Origin of the sequence: Pseudoalteromonas sp. SG45-3, assembly GCF_014164075.1 — a bacterium.
GTDB classification, from domain to species: Bacteria; Pseudomonadota; Gammaproteobacteria; order Enterobacterales; family Alteromonadaceae; genus Pseudoalteromonas; species Pseudoalteromonas distincta.
The window spans coordinates 52,697-71,711 of sequence record NZ_JACJEN010000022.1 but is presented as its reverse complement, the minus strand read 5'-3'; the positions used below and the strand labels follow the sequence as shown (position 1 = coordinate 71,711).

14 protein-coding genes are annotated in these 19,015 nt (G+C 39.3%); 3 read left to right on the top strand and 11 right to left on the bottom strand.

Annotation, left to right across the window (positions count from 1 at the left end; genetic code table 11):
* Nucleotides 1-43: 43 nt before the first annotated feature.
* Nucleotides 44-742 carry a M48 family metallopeptidase gene (locus H5126_RS18585; RefSeq protein WP_182721549.1) on the bottom strand — a complete coding sequence of 233 codons (699 nt, stop codon included), beginning with the start codon at nt 740-742 and terminating at the stop codon, nt 44-46.
* A 316-nt stretch (nt 743-1,058) separates the two neighbouring features.
* On the opposite strand from H5126_RS18585, the gene H5126_RS18580 reads away from it, so the two are divergent.
* Entirely contained in the window at nt 1,059-4,391 is a 3,333-nt protein-coding gene (locus H5126_RS18580; RefSeq protein ID WP_182720954.1) for an MHYT domain-containing protein, read from the top strand.
* 3 nt (nt 4,392-4,394) lie between these two features.
* Nucleotides 4,395-5,387, top strand: coding sequence for a two-component system response regulator (locus H5126_RS18575; protein WP_002961438.1), 993 nt, complete (start codon nt 4,395-4,397; stop codon nt 5,385-5,387).
* On the opposite strand, the gene H5126_RS18570 is transcribed toward H5126_RS18575, so the two are convergent.
* Both H5126_RS18570 and H5126_RS18565 read right to left on the bottom strand, forming a co-directional pair.
* Entirely contained in the window at nt 5,384-5,824 is a 441-nt protein-coding gene (locus H5126_RS18570; protein ID WP_182696112.1) for a VOC family protein, read from the bottom strand. The genes H5126_RS18575 and H5126_RS18570 overlap by 4 nt on opposite strands.
* A gap of 1 nt (nt 5,825) precedes the next feature.
* Complete coding sequence (locus H5126_RS18565; RefSeq protein WP_039487345.1) at nt 5,826-6,482, bottom strand: HD domain-containing protein; 657 nt, start codon at nt 6,480-6,482, stop codon at nt 5,826-5,828.
* Between the two features lie 140 nt (nt 6,483-6,622).
* Between H5126_RS18565 and H5126_RS18560 the strand changes: the two genes are divergently transcribed.
* Nucleotides 6,623-7,813: a class I SAM-dependent methyltransferase gene (locus tag H5126_RS18560; protein ID WP_002961441.1), complete on the top strand. Its 1,191-nt coding sequence runs from the start codon at nt 6,623-6,625 to the stop codon at nt 7,811-7,813.
* Nucleotides 7,814-7,842: 29 nt separating this feature from the next.
* On the opposite strand, the gene H5126_RS18555 is transcribed toward H5126_RS18560, so the two are convergent.
* From H5126_RS18555 to pgi, 8 genes are all read right to left on the bottom strand, one after another.
* Nucleotides 7,843-8,139, bottom strand: coding sequence for a PilZ domain-containing protein (locus tag H5126_RS18555; protein ID WP_007581065.1), 297 nt, complete (start codon nt 8,137-8,139; stop codon nt 7,843-7,845).
* 9 nt (nt 8,140-8,148) lie between these two features.
* Complete coding sequence (locus H5126_RS18550; protein WP_024597850.1) at nt 8,149-8,529, bottom strand: PleD family two-component system response regulator; 381 nt, start codon at nt 8,527-8,529, stop codon at nt 8,149-8,151.
* Nucleotides 8,530-8,604: 75 nt separating this feature from the next.
* The gene (hrpA, locus tag H5126_RS18545; protein ID WP_182720953.1) at nt 8,605-12,492 is read right to left on the bottom strand and encodes an ATP-dependent RNA helicase HrpA; all 3,888 of its coding nucleotides are present in this window, start codon (nt 12,490-12,492) and stop codon (nt 8,605-8,607) included.
* Between the two features lie 194 nt (nt 12,493-12,686).
* Nucleotides 12,687-13,718: an isoaspartyl peptidase/L-asparaginase family protein gene (locus H5126_RS18540; RefSeq protein ID WP_182720952.1), complete on the bottom strand. Its 1,032-nt coding sequence runs from the start codon at nt 13,716-13,718 to the stop codon at nt 12,687-12,689.
* 126 nt (nt 13,719-13,844) lie between these two features.
* Nucleotides 13,845-14,549 (bottom strand): SapC family protein, encoded by a 705-nt coding sequence (locus H5126_RS18535; protein WP_024597622.1) that lies wholly within the window; start codon nt 14,547-14,549, stop codon nt 13,845-13,847.
* A 336-nt stretch (nt 14,550-14,885) separates the two neighbouring features.
* Nucleotides 14,886-15,596 carry a 6-phosphogluconolactonase gene (gene pgl / locus H5126_RS18530; protein WP_182693523.1) on the bottom strand — a complete coding sequence of 237 codons (711 nt, stop codon included), beginning with the start codon at nt 15,594-15,596 and terminating at the stop codon, nt 14,886-14,888.
* 2 nt (nt 15,597-15,598) lie between these two features.
* Nucleotides 15,599-17,071 carry a glucose-6-phosphate dehydrogenase gene (gene zwf, locus H5126_RS18525; protein ID WP_182696114.1) on the bottom strand — a complete coding sequence of 491 codons (1,473 nt, stop codon included), beginning with the start codon at nt 17,069-17,071 and terminating at the stop codon, nt 15,599-15,601.
* Nucleotides 17,072-17,340: 269 nt separating this feature from the next.
* Nucleotides 17,341-18,987, bottom strand: coding sequence for a glucose-6-phosphate isomerase (gene pgi / locus H5126_RS18520; protein ID WP_039487336.1), 1,647 nt, complete (start codon nt 18,985-18,987; stop codon nt 17,341-17,343).
* Nucleotides 18,988-19,015 lie beyond the last annotated feature (28 nt).

Genomic DNA, 19,015 nt, shown 5'->3' with positions numbered 1-19,015 from the left:
TCCTATATTCCTATATTCCTATATTCCTATATTCAGGTTAACTTCAAAACACCCATTGTAAACTCATACTGTTTTTCTTTAGCCATGTTGATGATGCTTTATAATTAGGAAAAAAATGCTCAACGTGTTGCCAAAAAGCTTTGCTGTGGTTTAAGTGACGTAAATGCGCTAACTCGTGAACAATCACATAATCAATAGCATGATAAGGGGCTCCGATTAAATGCAAATTAAATGTTAGCTCTCGCTTACTGTTACAACTTCCCCACTTTCGCTTATAAATAGCTACTTTTAGACTCGTAGGTAATTCTTCACCCATTTGTGCGCAGAAGTACGCTAAACGCATTTCTATATATGCAGTTAGTTGCTCTTTTAAATATTCTTCAAGAAGTTGCTGATATTTTTGCGAAGTATTTTTAACGCGCGAAGAGTGCGTAATAAGCAAGCTGTCGTTACTGTTTATTACTTCGGACTTAGTACCTTGCTTAAATTCTATGTTTTCAATGCTATCAAAGATTAAAATTTGTTTGTCTTTGAGCGGGTTCTGTCTGTTATCAGCAATATTGTGCTGTTTAGTTAATTGAGCATTTACCCACACCTGCTTATCAAAAAGCCATTCTTGAATGTGTTTATTACTAACAAACTGAGGGGCATATACAGTCACCTTCTTGTTATGTACTTTAATGGCAACCGTTTTACGTTTTATACTTTTCTTTAACTGATATTCAAACACTTTCATACTCATTAATGATATTGCTACGAGAAAATTCACCAGCAATTAATAAAACCAAATAAAGTGTAATTTTCGCTTAGTTAAGCCAATTCATTAGTTTTATTAAGGTTACTCGATAGAAACTTAAATATGACCATATAAATCTAACTTAGTCCTGTGACAGGCAATACATTAGAATAAAAAACACCAACTAAAAAACTAATGCCTGATAAATAAAAGAAAACTAAAAGTAATAAATTCGTTATTTTAATCACTTCATTGGATTAACAGTTTATTTATTAATTAATTAGATTAAACTTGATAAATAAAGATTATATTTTGAGCCATTATGTTATCAGCTTTTTTTATCACAGACCAAGATCCTAGCTTAATCATTAATGGCGTTTACGATCCTCTATTAGTTTCAATGTCATTGCTAATTGCTATTTTTGCAGCCTTTTTCACCATTCGGCTTATAGAGCTCGCAAAAGAAACTCAATTTCCTAGCTACCAACGTTTAGCAAATGTGACCGCTGCTACTGTTTTTTCGGCTGGTATTTGGAGTATGCACTTTATTGGTATGCTTGCCTTTTCACTGTGTACTAATATTGATTATGATCCATCAATCACTCTCCTTTCTTTTATACCAGCATTTATAGCATGTCAGTACGCTGTATCAATGCTAGTAAATAGTAAAGGGAATCTAAAAGTATTGTCGATTTGCTCCGTGTTACTAGGAGCTGGCATTGGCACTATGCATTATAGCGGCATGGCTGCAATGGATCTTGCTCCTTTACTTAGATATGATCCATTGATTTTTGCGTTATCAATCATTGTTGCTGTAGCCCTCTCCTTTATAGCCCTTTACAGTCGCTTTAATCTTGAGCGTTTTTTACCCTCTTTATCACCTCTTCAAAATAACTCAATTAGCGCTGTTATTTTAGGGTGTGCTGTTGCTGGTATGCACTACATGGGTATGGCCGCTACACGTTTTGTAGCTACATCGCCACTAATCTATGATGATGCTAATGCAACCGCAGGACTAACTTTTATCGCCATTGCAGTCGCCACAGCAACTATCGCGATTACAAGCGTGGTTGGTGTAATAAATGGTATGGTTCGCTATCGCATGCTACTTGAGGAGAAGTCGGCAAAAGAATCCCGTCTAAATGCTATTTTAGGTACCGCTATAGATGGCATTGTTACCATTGACCATGCTGGTATTATTTTAAGTTTTAATGAAGCCGCTAGTAAAATTTTTGGCTGGCAAGAAAACCAAGTTCAAGGCAAAAACGTAAAAATGCTAATGGACGATAACATTGCCAAGCACCACGACGAATACCTCTTAAATGCTCACAATGTTGATCTAGGTAAAATAATAGGCATAAACCGTGATGTATATGCAAAACACATGAACGGACATGTTTTTCCTATTCGCTTAGGTATAGGCGAAGTAAATCAGCCGGGCCATAACCCTTTATATGTTGGCTTTATTACCGACTTGACCGAACAACGCGCTTTGCAACAAAGTTTAGAAGAGAAAGAACAAAAATACCGCTCTCTTATCGATAACATGCCCGGAGTAGCGTTTAGATGTAAGTTTGATGACAACTGGACTATGTTATTTATTAGTCCAAATATAATTGAGCTTACAGGGTATAACCCAAATGAGTTTACAGAGCATTGTATCGAGTTTAATGACTTGGTCTTGAAATCAGACCAAAAACAAATAGTTGATGAAGTCACTAAAGCTGTTGATGCAAAGTCTCAATATTCTATTGAATACCGAATTAGACATAGAAATGGCAAAATTTTGTGGTTGTTAGATAAAGGGAGTATCGACTTTGATGCTCAAGGCAACCCAAAGTGGATTGATGGTGTTTTAGTCGATATTACTGAACGCAAAGAATATGAAGAAAAACTAGAGCAAGCTAAATTTAAAGCTGAAGAAGCTGCTCATGCAAAGCAATCTTTTATGGCTAATATGAGCCATGAAATACGCACCCCAATGAATTCTATAATAGGTTTTAGCGATCTATTAATGGACACCCCACTTGATCAAGAACAACAAAAGCACTTGGTTACCGTAAATAATGCAGCGCGTTCATTGCTAAGATTGTTAAATGAAATTCTTGATTCTGCAAAACTAGAACGCGGTAAGCTCACCATTGAGCCAGTCCACTTTAGCTTAAAACCAGTGATAGACAGTATTATTTCTACTTTTTGGCTAGAAGCTAAAAAGAAAGATTTAGAACTTAAACTCCATATTAAAGAATCAGTAAGTTCTACGTACTACGGCGACCCAGATCGACTCAGACAAGTACTCACTAATCTAATTGGTAACGCGATTAAGTTCACCGAAAAAGGCTCTGTTACGGTCACCGTTGGCATGACACAAAATCAGCATCTGTTTTTTGAAGTGCAAGATACCGGAATTGGTATTGCAAAAGATCGTATTCAAGCTGTATTTCAACCTTTTGAACAAGCCGATGGCACTACTACCCGCCGCTTTGGTGGTACAGGCCTTGGTACAACCATAAGTAAACAACTTGTAGAGCTTATGGGCGGAACAATAAACTTAGTAAGTGAGCTAGGTAAAGGCACCTGTTTTTACTTTTCATTGCCGCTTACTTTAGGTGACGAATCTAAAATAGATTATTTTGATGGTCTACACACCCAACTGCCTGCACTTAGAGTACTAGTAGTTGATGATATAGAGCAAAATACAGAACTACTGTCTTTGCTTCTATCACGAGATCAGCATTCAGTTACCAAAGCGTCAAACGGACTTGAAGCGATTAAAGTATTTGAAGAGCAAGACTTTGATGTCATATTAATGGATATACATATGCCATTGTGTGATGGCATACAAGCAGCACAAAAAATAAGAGCAATAGAAAACCAAAGGCAGCTTAAGTACACGCCAATTATCGCACTCACAGCAAGCGTATTACAGCAAGATAAGCTTACGGCTAAAAAAGCAGGCATGAATGGCTTTGCCAATAAACCCGTCGATATAAACCAGCTTAACCAAGAAATAGCGCAAGTGTTGGGGCTTGGTATTGCAAAAGAAATGGTTATATCGCAAAGCGATCCTAAAGCGCAGCATATAGATTTTGAAAAAGGATTAGCACTTTGGGGTTCTAAGTGTAAGCAACTTACAGAGATTACTAAGTTTATAAGTGATAGTGATAAGCGGTTTGAGAGATTATTTAATGATAAATTATCAAACATAAAAGATGTCGATAGCCTCATTCACACACTCAAAGGTGTTGCTGGTAATTTGGGCCTAATAACGTTAATGAAGTTATTAGCCGATTTAGAGCAAAAGCAAAGTGATACTAAAGTTATTAGTATTTTAGACGATATCAAAAACGAACTACTTATTATAACGCAACTGCTGTCATCAAATACTTGCGATGAGCCAAATAGCAAGCCTGAAGATGATAGCTCAGACACTCTATCAATAGATGAGATTAAGCAATTGTGTGAAACACTTCATCAAGATGCGCAAAACGCAGAATTAAATGATGAACTACTCGCAAAGTTGCAACGCGGCGCACCTTCTACCTTTCAAAATGAAGTTGATGATATAGCCGAAGCCTTTGATGAATTTGATTTTGATAAAGCACACGTAATACTTGAAACCTTACTTGAAAAACTAACAAACGATGAGTATTAATTAATGGATTTTACGACAGATAGGCCACGGGTATTAATTGTTGACGATGAGCCTGCAAATCTAAAAGTAATGCGCGAAGTGTTAGGTAATCAGTATCGTATGTCGTTTGCTAAATCGGGTGATGCCGCACTGGCACTACTTGAAAAAGAGCTACCTAAGCTAATTTTGCTCGACATAATGATGCCAGATATGAATGGCTTTGAAGTGTGCCAAATAGTTAAGAGAAATCCTAAAACATCACACATCCCAATTATTTTTGTAACTGCGCTTGGCGATGAAAGCGATGAATACAAAGGTTTTGAGTTAGGCGCAGTAGATTATATTACTAAACCAATAAGCCCTGCCATTGTAAGAGCAAGGGTTAATACTCACTTGTCGCTAGTACAAGCAGAGCAATTAAAGCAAGCTCATGTAGATTTAGTAGAACGTCTAGGCCGTGCAGCGGAATATAAAGACACCGACACGGGTGAACATATAGTGCGCATGAGCCAATACAGTAAAGTATTAGCGTTAGCACTAGGTATGGATGAACAACGAGCAGAACTTTTACGTCAAGCCGCCCCAATGCACGATGTAGGAAAAATAGGTATCCCTGACGCTATCCTACTCAAACCTGGAAAGTTAACCTCTGAAGAGTTTGATCATATGAAAGAACACGCCACCATTGGCGCGCAAATTTTAGCAAACTCATCATCTCCTTTACTACAACTTGCGCATACACTTGCAATTGAACACCACGAAAAATGGGATGGCTCAGGCTATCCTAACGGAATCAAAGGCGAAGAAATATCAGTTGAAGGTAGAATTGTTGCTATAGCTGACGTATTTGATGCACTTACCTCAAAACGCCCTTACAAAGAGGCTTGGAGCGTAGAGAAAACAGTTTTGCATATGCAAGAGCAAGCAGGAACTCATTTCGATCCCGCTCTAATCGAGCTATTAGTAAAAAACTTAGACGATATTATTGCTATAAAAAATGCAAATCAAGAAAGCTAATTCTTTTTAGCACTGTGAGAGCCAAGCTCAACATTTGGGTAACAAGATTTTATATAACGATAGTCATGTGACGTAATTTCATGGCTATTGCCACTTTCATCTTTAAAGTACATAGAAAACGTTACACCATGATCTGCTAAAACTACTTTTATATTTAAACTCTCAAGATGAATACGCCATTGAATAAATTGATCCCCTGAGGCCAAAAATGCAATCCCTTTACTGCGCCCCTCTCCTTCAAACAATGCTAAACGAGAGGTTGAACAAGCATCCTCAAGCGTTAAAGGGCCTCGCCCATGCTCATTCCAAAAGGTAAGCTCTGGCACTACGCTAAAACCTAAAACCCGTTCATACCACTTAACGGCATTAGCTAAGTTATCAACATTTAAATGGCAATGATCAATGCCAGATAATTTCGGTATGCTTGTATTATTCACATTACTCACCAATTTCTGACTTTAATTGCTCTAAAAACTCATGCATATACCTTGTTCGTCTATTCGCCTCTGCTTTAGCTGATGGGGTATTCATACTATCGGCAATATGTAATAACTTTATGAAAAAATGATCAAGCGTGTATGTTTTATCATCAGCCTCGCGTTCAACACAAAAAGGGTCATTTGGGTTATATAATAACCGAGAAATTGAGCCACCAACTTTCATGCATCGGCTAACGCCAATAGCGCCCAACGCATCCATTCTGTCGGCATCTTGTACTATTTGCGCTTCAACTGTTTTAATTTTTATATTTGCGCTGAAGCTATGCGCTGCAATTGCATGATGAATCTCATCAAAAAGTGACTCGTCATAATTAATCGATTTTAAAAACTCCAATGCCTTATCAGCTGCCATAGTAGAGGCTTTTGCACGATCAGGGTGGTTTTTAGCCACCGCCACACAGTCGTGCATCCACGCTGCAGGTAATACTACTGACATGTTTGCCTGCTCCGCATTACATAACTGTATTGCAACACGCACCACTCGCTCTATATGAGTAATGTCATGAGCAACATCAGCATGCACTAAAGAGGCGATAAACCCTCTACATTGTGAGTTAAGTATTTCTAAATCAGGGCTTAAAGCGACGTCAGACAAAGTTAGGTTCCAAAAAGCTAATTAATCAATGAATTATCCGTACTTTACCGTGCTTTATGCCCCCCTTGCAAAACATTCATTGTATGTTGCTCCTTGCTTGACTAAAATACAGCGCTTATTTATTACTACTGAGAAGCCTTATGTCATCTGCCGTTTACCTACAAGCTGGTCGCGATAAATCATTAAAAAGAAAACACCCTTGGTTATTTTCAAAAGCCATCAAAAAAATTAAAGGTAAACCTGGATTAGGCGACACAGTAACGATTCACGACAGCGAAGGTAAGTTTTTAGCAACTGCTGCGTATAGCCCTCACTCACAAATTCGTGCACGTGTTTGGAGCTTTGACGAAAAAGAAGTCATCGATCAACACTTTTTTGAACGCCGTTTACGTCGCTCATTAGAAGCCCGTAGCCAAGTTATTGAAGAAGGCGGATTAACAGGGTTTCGCTTATGTGCTGCTGAGTCTGATTACTTACCAGGCGTTACAATAGATAAGTTTGACAACGTATTAGTGTGCCAGCTATTAAGCGCCGGTGCCGAGCGCCATAAAGGCGAGATTGTAGGCGCATTGATGTCTATTTTCCCCGGCTCTAGCATATATGAGCGTTCTGACGTAGATGTACGTACTAAAGAAGGCTTAGAACCAATTAAAGGCGCACTTTGGGGGAATGAACCAAAAGAGCCTGTGCTTATTGAAGAAAACGGCTTAAAAATCGAAGTTGATATAATTGAAGGTCACAAAACAGGATTTTACTTAGATCAGCGTGACAGCCGTGCTGCACTTGAGCGCTTCTCAAAAGGTAAAACTGTCCTTAACTGCTTTAGTTACACAGGTACATTCTCGTTGTATGCCCTGCGTGGTGGATGTGAGCATGTAACTAACGTAGATGTATCGCAACCTGCTTTAGATACAGCAAAACGTAATGTTGAGCATAATAACTTAGATTTAAACAAAGTGAGCTTTGTTAAGCAGGATGTATTTAAATTATTACGCCAATACCGCGACGAAGGTAGACAGTTTGATACCATCGTAATGGACCCACCAAAATTTGCTGATAATAAAGCGCAGCTAACGGGCGCGTGTCGTGGCTATAAAGATATCAACATGATTGCCATGCAAATACTAAAACCAGGCGGAACACTATTAACATTCTCATGCTCTGGTTTAATGGAACAAAACCTGTTTCAAAAAGTAGTAGCCGATGCAGCACTTGATGCAGGTAAAGACCTACTGATAATGGAGCGATTAAACCAGGCAGCCGATCATCCAATTGCTGGCAGCTACCCTGAAGGCTTTTACTTAAAAGGCTTAATCTGTAAGGTTTTTTAATATCTACTATTGAGTTTAACTGAATCGATTTAGTTAAACTGAATGATTTCAAGACCTGCTGTTACCGTGCCATCATCTTCTTTGCTGGCACGTATTACTTTTGCAGTTGCATTTAAAGGCGCAATACTTGGATGAGTCGAATCAATGTTCACCGTCAGTAAGGTATTAGGTTCAAGCAATTCATCTAAATGAATTGATAAACCTGTTGCACTTAAATCCACGCACTCTGCGGCAAAACTTAAACCCGCTATTGGTTCTATCGTTGTTAAATTTGCAGGAGTGTTAATCTGCATGCGTCTAAAATTTCGCTTATCATCAGTAAACATATGTTACCTCTAAACAACCGTGTTAATTTCTTCCAACAAAGCACCCACTGAAAATGGCTTTACAACATACGCGTTACAACCAGCATCAAACCCTGCTTGTTTTTCAGATGGGGACTCTAGGCCCGATACCATAACAACAGGAATATTTTTTGTTTCAGGTGTGTGCTTCAGCATTCGGCATGTATCATAACCATCAAGACCAGGCATACAAACATCAAGCAAAATTATATCTGGCGGACTCGCAATTGCTGACGCAAGGCAGCTTTGCCCTGAATCTGCGTAACTAACATCAAATTTCGACGCTAGTGCGGCTTTGAGCATTTCAAAATTAAAATACTCGTCATCTACCACTAAAAGTCGCTTTGTTTTATGTTCAATCGATGAGGACATAACTATGTCGCTTCCTTTTCAAAACAAAAATAAATCCTTCTATTAAGGTACTAAGCTTAATAGAAAATGCAAGTTTTATTCTATCTCTTTTATCGCATTAAGTACCCGCTTGGCTGAAATTGGGTAAGGCGTTCCTAGTGTTTGAGCAAATAGCGACACTCTAAGCTCCTGTTGCATCCAGAAAATAGCGGTTACCTCTTGTGGTATAGGTAACCCTTTAGGCGTTTTATTAACTACTTTTTTATACTCTTGCGCAACTTTATCTAGCTCTAGTACGCATAACCTATCACGATTTGGATCCACAGGCAGCTTTTCTAAACGTTTTTGAATCGCTTTTAAATAACGAATTAAATCCGCTATTTTATCTGCGCCATGCGCGCTCACAAAACCTTTAAATATAAGTGACTCAAGCTGTGACTTAATATCGCCGTGCGCAGTTATCATGGTTAAATCAACGCGCCCTTTCATTTTTTTATGCAGGGCATGAGCAATACTTAATACTTGCTCAACTTGCGTTGCAATCGATACAACGGCATCGCCCAGCTCACCGCGTATTTGCTCTTTTACTGTTTCAAATGCTTTTTCGTCGCGTATATCACCGTGTTTTACTAATAAGCTATCAACACCTGCGGCAATACAGTCATCAATTAAATCAGCTATTTTACCAAATGGGTTAAAGTACAAACCCAGCTTTGCCTTATTCGGTAAGTTTTGTTGTAAGTACTTAATTGGCGATGGCACATTTAATAGTACTAAACGGCGCAAACCTTGTTGATGTGCTTGCTGCGCTTTTGCTTCGCTATCAAAAAGCTCCACTGCAGCGGCTGATTTTTTATCCACCAGCGCAGGGTATGCTTTTATCTCATATTGACCTTGCTTTTTAACGTATGAAGCGGGTAACTCACCAAAGTCCCATTGTGTTAGGTCTGACTTTTCAATGCCTTTATCGGCTACTTTAGACAGTGTTTCGGTTACTTCACCTTGCAGCTCTGCTTTGAGCTTGGCTAAATCAAGCCCTCGTGCAAGTAACTTATCGCTCTCATCACGTACTTCAAACTGTAATCGTAAATGCGGTGCTAATGCACTTAAATCCCATGCCTCGGGATCAACCCTCACACCTGTCATTCTTAATAAACGCGTGGCTAAAGCATCAATTAAGCTACCTTGCATTGGCTCAATAGCTGCCAGCACTGCATCAGCATAGTTTGGTGCTGGCACAAAATTACGACGAAGCGATTTAGGCAATGACTTTATAAGCCCACTTATTAGCTCATGCCTAAATGCAGGTATGTGCCAGTCAAAACCACTTTCTTGTACTTGATTTAAAAGCGCTACTGGTATTTGTACCGCAACGCCATCAACTGCTTGGCCTGGATCGAAATGATAAGCAAGCGGCAATATAATATTGTCTTGCTGCCATGTGTCAGGGTAGTCAAACTCAGTGATATTACTTGCACCATGCTGCATTAGATCTTCACGAGTCATGTGTAGGTAATGCTTATTTTGTTGTTTTTGTGTTTTATACCATTTTAAAAATGCAGCGCGGTTATTAATTTCTTTGGGTATTTTTTTATCGTAAAACTCAAATAACGTTTGCTCATCAACTAAAATATCACGACGACGTGACTTATTTTCCAGAACTTGAATATCTTCTATTAGCTCACGGTTAAACGCTAAAAAGCCCTCGTTTAAGCCCAGTTCTTGCTCAACTAATGCAGTGCGCACAAAAAGCTCTCGACTCACTTTAGGGTCTATGTTGCTATAAACACAGCGGCGTTTATTTACAACAAGTAAGCCGTATAAAGTTTGCTGTTCAAACGCGATTACCGCACCTGGCTTTTTCTCCCAATGTGGTTCTGTGTAACTACGTTTAACTAAGTGCTGTGCTAATGGTTCTACCCAGTTAATGTCTATTTTTGCATTTGTGCGGGCATATAACTTACTTGTCTCTACCAGCTCCGCTGACATGATCCATTTAGGGCTCTTTTTAAATAAACCTGAACCCGGAAAAATATGAAACTGACTATTACGTGCGCCTTTGTATATTTGTTTTTCATCTTTAAAACCAATATGGCTTAGCATCCCGCTTAACAACGCTTTGTGAACAAGTTCGCCATCAGCCGCTTGGCTGGTGGCTTTCATGCCCATTTCGTTACACACAGTACTTATTTGATAAACAATATCTTGCCATTCACGTAGGCGCATATAGGCTAAGAAGTCTTTTTGACACAGCTTTCTAAATTGGCTATTAGTCAGCTCGCTTTGCTGCTCTTCTAAGTAATTCCATAAGTTTAAAAAAGCGATAAAATCAGAATCTGGATCATCAAAACGACCGTGCTTTTCATTGGCAGCAGCACGTTTTTCTTGTGGGCGTTCACGTGGGTCTTGAATAGACAACGCCGCTACAATGATAATCACTTCACGCAATGCGCCAAGTTTATGGGCTGTTAGCACCATTTTTGCTAAACGTGGGTCAACGGGTAATCGACTAAGCTCCCTGCCCGATTGCGTTAGGCTGGTTTTACTATCGCGTTTAGCTGGTTTTACCGCTTGTAGCTCTTCAAGCAATGTTAGGCCATCATTAATATTGCGGCTATCTGGCGCTTGTACAAACGGAAATTGCGCCATATCCCCAAGCCCTAGCGCCAACATTTGTAAAATAACAGATGCAAGGTTAGTACGCAGTATTTCAGGGTCGGTAAACTCTGGACGTGATAAAAAATCATCCTCAGAGTACAACCTAATACAAATACCCGCTTCAACACGTCCACAACGACCCATACGCTGATTAGCACTTGCTTGTGATATAGGCTCTATTGGTAAGCGCTGTACTTTTGTACGGTAGCTGTAGCGACTTATACGCGCAGTACCTGGGTCTATTACATAACGAATACCTGGCACGGTGAGTGACGTTTCGGCTACGTTAGTCGATAAAATAATATGACGACGAGAATGCAGCGCAAATATACGGTTTTGCTCTGCGTTAGATAAACGCGAGTAAAGTGGCAATACATCGGTGTGTTTTAAATTACGCTTGCTAAGTGCATCTGCGGTATCGCGTATTTCACGCTCACCATTTAAAAATATGAGAATATCGCCAGGGCCTTCAGCGCACAGCTCATCAACGGCATCAAAAATACCTTGTAGCTGATCGCCCTCCGCTTCCATATCATCTTTATTAATATCAGTAATAGGGTTGTAGCGCACATCAACAGGGAAAGTACGACCCGATACTTCTATAATGGGCGCATCATCAAAGTGCTTTGAAAAGCGCTCAGGATCAATAGTCGCTGAGGTAATTATTATTTTTAAATCAGGGCGCTTTGGAAGCAGGTTTTTTAAGTAACCTAAAATAAAATCAATATTTAAACTACGCTCATGCGCTTCATCAATAATAATCGTGTCGTATTGATTTAAAAAACGGTCTTGCTGAATTTCAGCCAGCAAAATACCGTCAGTCATTAATTTAATATACGTATTATTAGATACCTGATCGCTAAAACGAATTTTAAAGCCAACTTGCTGGCCAAGTTCACACTTCATTTCTTCAGCAATACGATTAGCCACAGTACGCGCTGCTAATCGACGTGGTTGCGTATGACCAATTAAACCATCAACACCGCGACCAAGCTCTAAACACATTTTAGGTATTTGCGTTGTTTTGCCTGAGCCCGTCTCACCGGCAATAATAACCACTTGGTTATTTGCAATGGCGCCTTTAATTAATTCCTTTTTTTGACTTACCGGCAATTGCTCAGGGTAAGTCACTTTAGGGAGGCCAGCTAAGCGTTTATCGCGTAATTCTTGGCTACGGGTTATATCAGCCGCTATTTTTTCAAGCGCGTTGGCATGCTTGTTTTCATCCGTTATTTTTTTTACGCCATGTAAGCGTTTTTTGAAAATGAATTGATCTTTTTTTAAGCACGTTTTTAGCTCGCCAAACAACTGACCTAGGTTTACCACCCGCATACCTTATAAAATTAGTTAAAGAGCCGTAATTGTATCAAATTAAACGGCTGGGGTTAATCCTACAAAATGCATAACGCGGGGTTGTTTGTTATATAAACGCTGCTATTGAACTAAACTGTGAATAATAAATTTATTTTAAACAATTATTTTCAGGGCTAACTACATTGAATAAATTAAATGACGTTGACTTATTCGTCACTAAAAATGCCCACGTAGGTCGCTTGCGTATTCGATTTACTTGCCCGATACATGCCAGAGGTATTAAACGGTAAGCTAATATTACCCTTTGTATCAATAATAATTACGCCGCCAGTGCCGCCAATAGGCTTAAGCACACCGTTTATAACTTCATCCCCTGCCTCAGCAATGGTTTTACCTTGGTACTTAACTCGCGCACATATATCGCTCGCTACATTATAGCGAATAAAGTATTCACCATGCCCTGTTGCCGATACCGCGCACGATTCATTTTCAGCAAATGTTCCGGCCCCAATTACCGGCGCATCCCCCACACGACCATAACGTTTTGCGGTCATACCACCTGTTGATGTACCTGCCGCTAAATTACCATTTTTATCAAGCGCCACTGCGCCAACCGTGCCCATTTTGTAAGAGTTAGGTAATGCTTTGTGCGCGGCTTGGTACTCTTTACTGGTTGCTTTGGCTTTATCTAATTTTTGTTTTGCTTTTAAAAGCGCTTTGTAGCGAGGCTCGGTATCAAATAAGTTATTTTCGACAAGCTCAACACCTTGCTCTTTAGCAAACTCTTCAGCGCCTTGCCCACTAAGCATTACATGTACAGAGTTATCCATTACCAAACGTGCTAAGTTAATTGGGCTCTCAATATGCTTTACACCCGCAACTGCGCCTGCTTCACGGTTTCGACCATCCATTATGGATGCATCAAGCTCATGCCCGCCATCGTAGGTGTATACCGCTCCACGCCCTGCATTAAAATAAGGGGATTGCTCTAATACTGCAATTGCTGCAATTACCGCATCTAAGCTTTCGCCGCCTTGGTGTAATACTTTATAACCTGTCTCTACTGCTTGCGTTAATTTTGCACGATACTCTTTTTCTTGAGCGGGTGTAAATCGTGCTTTTTCAATTGTCCCTGCCCCACCATGAATCGCAATGGCAAAAGGAGTCTCTACAGCTACTGCGCTATTACTTAAAGCAACAAAGCTGCTCGCAAAAATCGCTAATAATGGTGTTTTCATAATGAGTTCTTTTATGGGGAAGTTATAAACTAATGTGAATGGTTACGGACTTAATTTCAACTAAAGTGAGTTTAATGGCATAAAAAAGCGCCTTAAGGCGCTTTTTAAAATTTTACGTGTTTGTAATTAAGCTTGTTTAGCTTTTAAACGCGCTAAACGTGCTACTTGGTGAGTAGACGTTAAGAACGAGTAAATTGGTGCTAAGTAACCACGTTTACGAAGCTCTAAGAAATCAGCATCGCTTAACTCGTTTAGTTTTTTCTCATCGATAAGGTAAATACCGTTGATGTCTTTTTTCTCGCCTTTAATGTCTACTGTTAGCGTTTGCGCAATTAGTAGCTCTTTATCAGCAAGGAATTTAGTGAACGCTTCAGTTACTTGAGAAAACTCAATAAATGATACTAGCGCTTCTTTACGACGTTTTAGGTAATCTGTTTCTTCGCCGTTTTCAAATAATGCATTACCTTCGTCTTCACCAACAAGCGCACTTGCTTCGTCAATTACGATACCGTATTGATCTTGATCTGGGTGTTTAACTAAACCAAGTGGGTAACGAGTAGATGCCATAGGTGCAAATGCTGCAGTCCATTTACCATCTTCTACAAAAAGGTTTTCGCCTGGCTCTAAGCCAAACATAGCAACTGCTTGAAAAGTGCCGGTTTCGTTATTTTTAACGAATGACATTGGAAACTCGTTTGCTACACGTGCAAACTCATGTGCAACTACTGGCACTAAGTGTTGAGTTTTCATGAATTCTACATTGATGCCGTTTTGAATTTTAGTGTTGGCATGTTTTTCGTTGTGTAAAGGCTGTACTTGTTGCTCCGCCATGTTACTGCTCCGTTTATTTTAATTTATATGTTTCATTGTTAATGCCTTTAGGCTAATGCTTTTGAGCTAAAAAAGGAAGGGAAACTTTTATGACAACAACCATGAAAAAATAAAATTTAACTAAATCTGAACGTTGCTAAAAAACATACAGCTCAAACTCATAAATTTTGTTCAAAAACAACACACTTCGTGGTTAATTTTAATACAAACCAAAGTTATTCATTAACATTGGTTAACAGTTCAAAGCTATTTTTTTGCAGTGTTTAGGCTTAAATTTAAGCAAATAAAAAAGGCCGCTTATATAAGCGGCCTTTAAAAGTTAAATTGGCATCTAAATTAAGGCGCCCAATATACTTCAATATTTATACTTGGGTGATTAAGCACAGCGCGAAGTGGCATGTCATTAACATCGCCGCCCGCTTTTGCTTGCTTATAAACAGCGAGTTTTTCTTCACCGCTAATTAAAAGCTTAACCACTTTAGATTGCGCAATGGCATTTAAAGTTAATGTCATTCGCTCAGTAATACTACCCGTCACATCACTTTGTATCGCATTAATCGCACATACTGTTTGCTCAGTTGTTAAACCATGCTCTAAACCGTCTGCATTTGGGAATAACGACGCTGTATGGCCATCTGGGCCCATACCTAAAATAGTTACATCATATGGGCTTTTTAGCTCGCTATAAGCCGCTTCACACTCTTGTGCGCCCTGTTGAGCCGTTGCTGCAGCGTTCTTCATAGTAATAAAGTTGGCAGCACTACCATGATTTTGTAATAAAGTACTTTTAATAAATGCTTCATTACTTTTTTCATGGTTTGGATCTACCCAACGCTCATCAACCATAGCAACATCAACATGTTGCCAATCTAAATCAAGCGTTGATAAATGCTTATAAGCGGGCGCAGGAGACGAGCCGCCCGACACCATTAATACAGCACGGCCATCGTTTTTAATGCCATCACGTAATGATTGCTCAAGCGTTGCAGAAAGCTCAGCTGTTAACGCGTCTTTATCGTCAAAAAACTTTTCAACTAATGTTGCCATGCTTATACCTTATCGCCTGTGTTAAACCATACGTGGTTGTTTTCTGCTAATAATTCATCAGCATCATCAGGTCCCCAACTACCAGAACGGTAAAGCGCAGGTTTGCCTTTGCCTTGCCATCTATCAATAATTGGATCAATCCACTTCCACGCTTGGCGCACTTCATCACGGTGAATAAATAACGATGGGTTATTTGCAGCAGCATCAAGCATTAAACGCTTGTACGCATCTGAATGGAAACCATTGCTGTAAGCTTGTGAAAGCTCAATATTCATTGTTACTGGCTCAAGTTGCATTTGAAGATTATCAAGGCGCTTAGACATAAGCGTTAGTTGAATTGTTTCCTCTGGCTGCAAACGAATAACAAGGCGATTCGGCTCGATATTGCCCACGTTATCTTCGTAGATATTGTGAGATACTTTTTTGTATTCAACCACAATTTCTGCACAGCGCTTAGCCATACGTTTACCCGTACGAAGGTAAAATGGAACACCTGCCCAGCGCCAGTTATCAATATGCGCGCGAATAGCTACAAACGTTTCTGTTTTACTAGAACCTTCATTTAGCTCTTCTAAGTAACCCGGTACAATTTTACCGTTTAAGTCACCTGGTACGTATTGACCACGAACAATATTTTCATCAACATCACCATCTACAAGCGGGCGAAGTGCTTCTAATACTTTTAGTTTTTCGTTACGAATGCTGTTAGCGTTTAGCTTATTAGGCGACTCCATTGCAACTAAGCAAAGTAGTTGTAATAAGTGGTTTTGAACCATGTCACGAAGTGCACCGGCTTTATCATAAAAACCAGCGCGGCTTTCAAGACCAACCGTTTCTGACAAGCTAATTTGAATATTATCAATAGATTTAGCATCCCACATATTTTCAAACAATGAGTTTGAAAAACGCAGCGCCATTAAGTTTTGTACTGTTTCTTTACCTAAGTAATGGTCAATACGGAAAATTTGTTCTTCATTAAAAAACTCTGCAATTTTTCCATTAATTGCTTCAGCAGAATCACCGCAATAACCAATTGGCTTTTCAACAACAACGCGTGATGTAGGTGTAATTAAACCTTTAGTCGATAATATTTCACAACATGTGCCGTAAACAGCAGGCGGAAGCGATAAGTAAAACACGCGAGACTTAGTGCTTTCGTGCTCATCTAAAATGCCTTTTAGCACATCCCAGTTGTCGTCTGCTTCTGTAACATTACTTACCACTGGCACTAAAAAAGTAGAAAACGCTTTCCAATCTTTAGCGTTAAACTCACCTTTGCTTAAAAATTCTTGTAATGCTTTATGCGCTGTTTCTATGTATTCAGCACGTTTCGATTCTTCGCGCACTGTTGGTAGGATACGTGAGCCTTCAGGTAAGTTACCTTCTTGATATGCTCTGTACATTGCAGGTAGCAATTTGCGTAACGCAAGATCACCACCGCCCCCAAAAATTATAATATCAAAAGGATTAAGCATAGTTACTCTCTACGTTGTGATACCCAGTACATTTTGTAAATGCGCGGGTATGCCTATTTATTGCTAGATTAGATGGCTTTTATAGCTGTATTTAAATAAAAGCCTGCTGAATTGTTCTGTATCGATGATTTATTATTATTGTTTATCATTGCGCTTATTAAATGAGCCTTAGGGGCCCTGTATCTCCTCTCACAAAAATACAGACCCTAAGCACTCCAGCGCTACCCGTTCAAAGGTACTCGGTTTACTTACTTGCGTAAGCGAATTTTTTACTGCGTACGGTTTTGTTTGTAGTACGCCATTAAGCCGTTTGTAGAACTATCATGAGCGTGTTTCACGCTATCATCAGTGAGTTCACTCTCAATTTTAGATGCTAAACCTTTACCCAGCTCTACACCCCATTGGTCAAACGAGCATATTTCTAAAATAATGCCTTGGCAAAATATCTTATGCTCATACAGTGCAATTAAACGGCCCACTGTTTTAGCATCTACTGTATCTAATAGCATAGACGTTGTAGGACGATTACCTTGATGAATTTTATGATTTAATAACTCATCAATCTCTGCTTGCGATTTACCCTTAGCGGTTAAATCAGCTGTAACTTGCGCTGCATCTACACCACTCATCATCGCTTCTGTTTGTGCAAAGAAGTTCGATAATAAAATATCGTGATGCTTATCAACATTCACTTGTGGCTTAACTGATGCAATAAAATCTGCAGGTACAATTACATTACCTTGGTGTAAACACTGATAAAAGGCATGCTGACCATTAATACCCGTCATGCCCCAAATAATTGGAACTGTAGTATAAGGTACCGTTTCGCCTGCAAAGTTAACGTGTTTACCGTTACTTTCCATTTCGCCTTGCTGTAAATACGCAGGCAACATATGAAGTGCTTGATCGTACGGTAATATAGCTTGCGCTGTATAACCTAAAAAGCTCGTATTCCATACACTAAGCAATGCCATAATTAATGGTATATTTTGCTCAAACGGCGCTGATTTAAAGTGCTCGTCTATTTCAAACGCACCTTCTAAAATTGCTTCAAAGGCGTCGTAGCCTAAATATAAAGCAATTGGTAAGCCTATCGCACTCCAAAGTGAAAAGCGACCACCAACCCAATCCCACATAGTGAATACGTTTTCGTCGCTGATACCAAAGGCTGCCGTTTTTTCTAAATTTGTACTTACTGCAACAAAATGCTTTGCAATTGTACTTTCATCTTTTGTTGTTTGTAAAAACCAGTCAACCGCCGTCTTTGCGTTTGTCATGGTTTCTGACGTAGTAAATGTTTTTGACGAAATAACAAATAATGTTGTTTCAGGGTCAATGGCTTTTAATATAGACGAAATTTGTACACCGTCAGCATTAGATACGTAGTGAACATTTAACGTATCATCAGCAAGTGCTTTTAATGCCTCAGTTGCCATTTGTGGACCAAGGTTAGAGCCACCAACACCAATACTTACAACATCTTTTACCGCTTTGCCGGTATAGCCTAACCATTTACCGCTACGAACTTTTTCTACAAACACTTTAATTTTAGCTAACTCGTTGTCTACGGCTTGTGTCACGTTTTCGCCATCAACAATTAATGGAGTGTGAGCACGATTACGAAGTGCCGTATGCAAAACTGAGCGGTCCTCAGTGATATTTATTTTTTCACCGCTAAACATTTTATCGCGCCACGATGCAATATCGCATTCTTTAGCAAGCGACATTAAGTTAGCAAAAACATCGTTATCAATAAGTTGCTTAGAATAGTCGAATAATACGCCTGGTACTTGAGTAGAAAACTGAGAAAAGCGCGTGTCATCTTGTGCAAATAACGTTTTTAGATGTGTTTGTTTCATCTTAGCTGCACTTTGTTCTAGTGCTTGCCAACTTGCTAGTTGCGTTCGGTTAGACATGGAAATATCCTCTATTTTTTTCAATCAA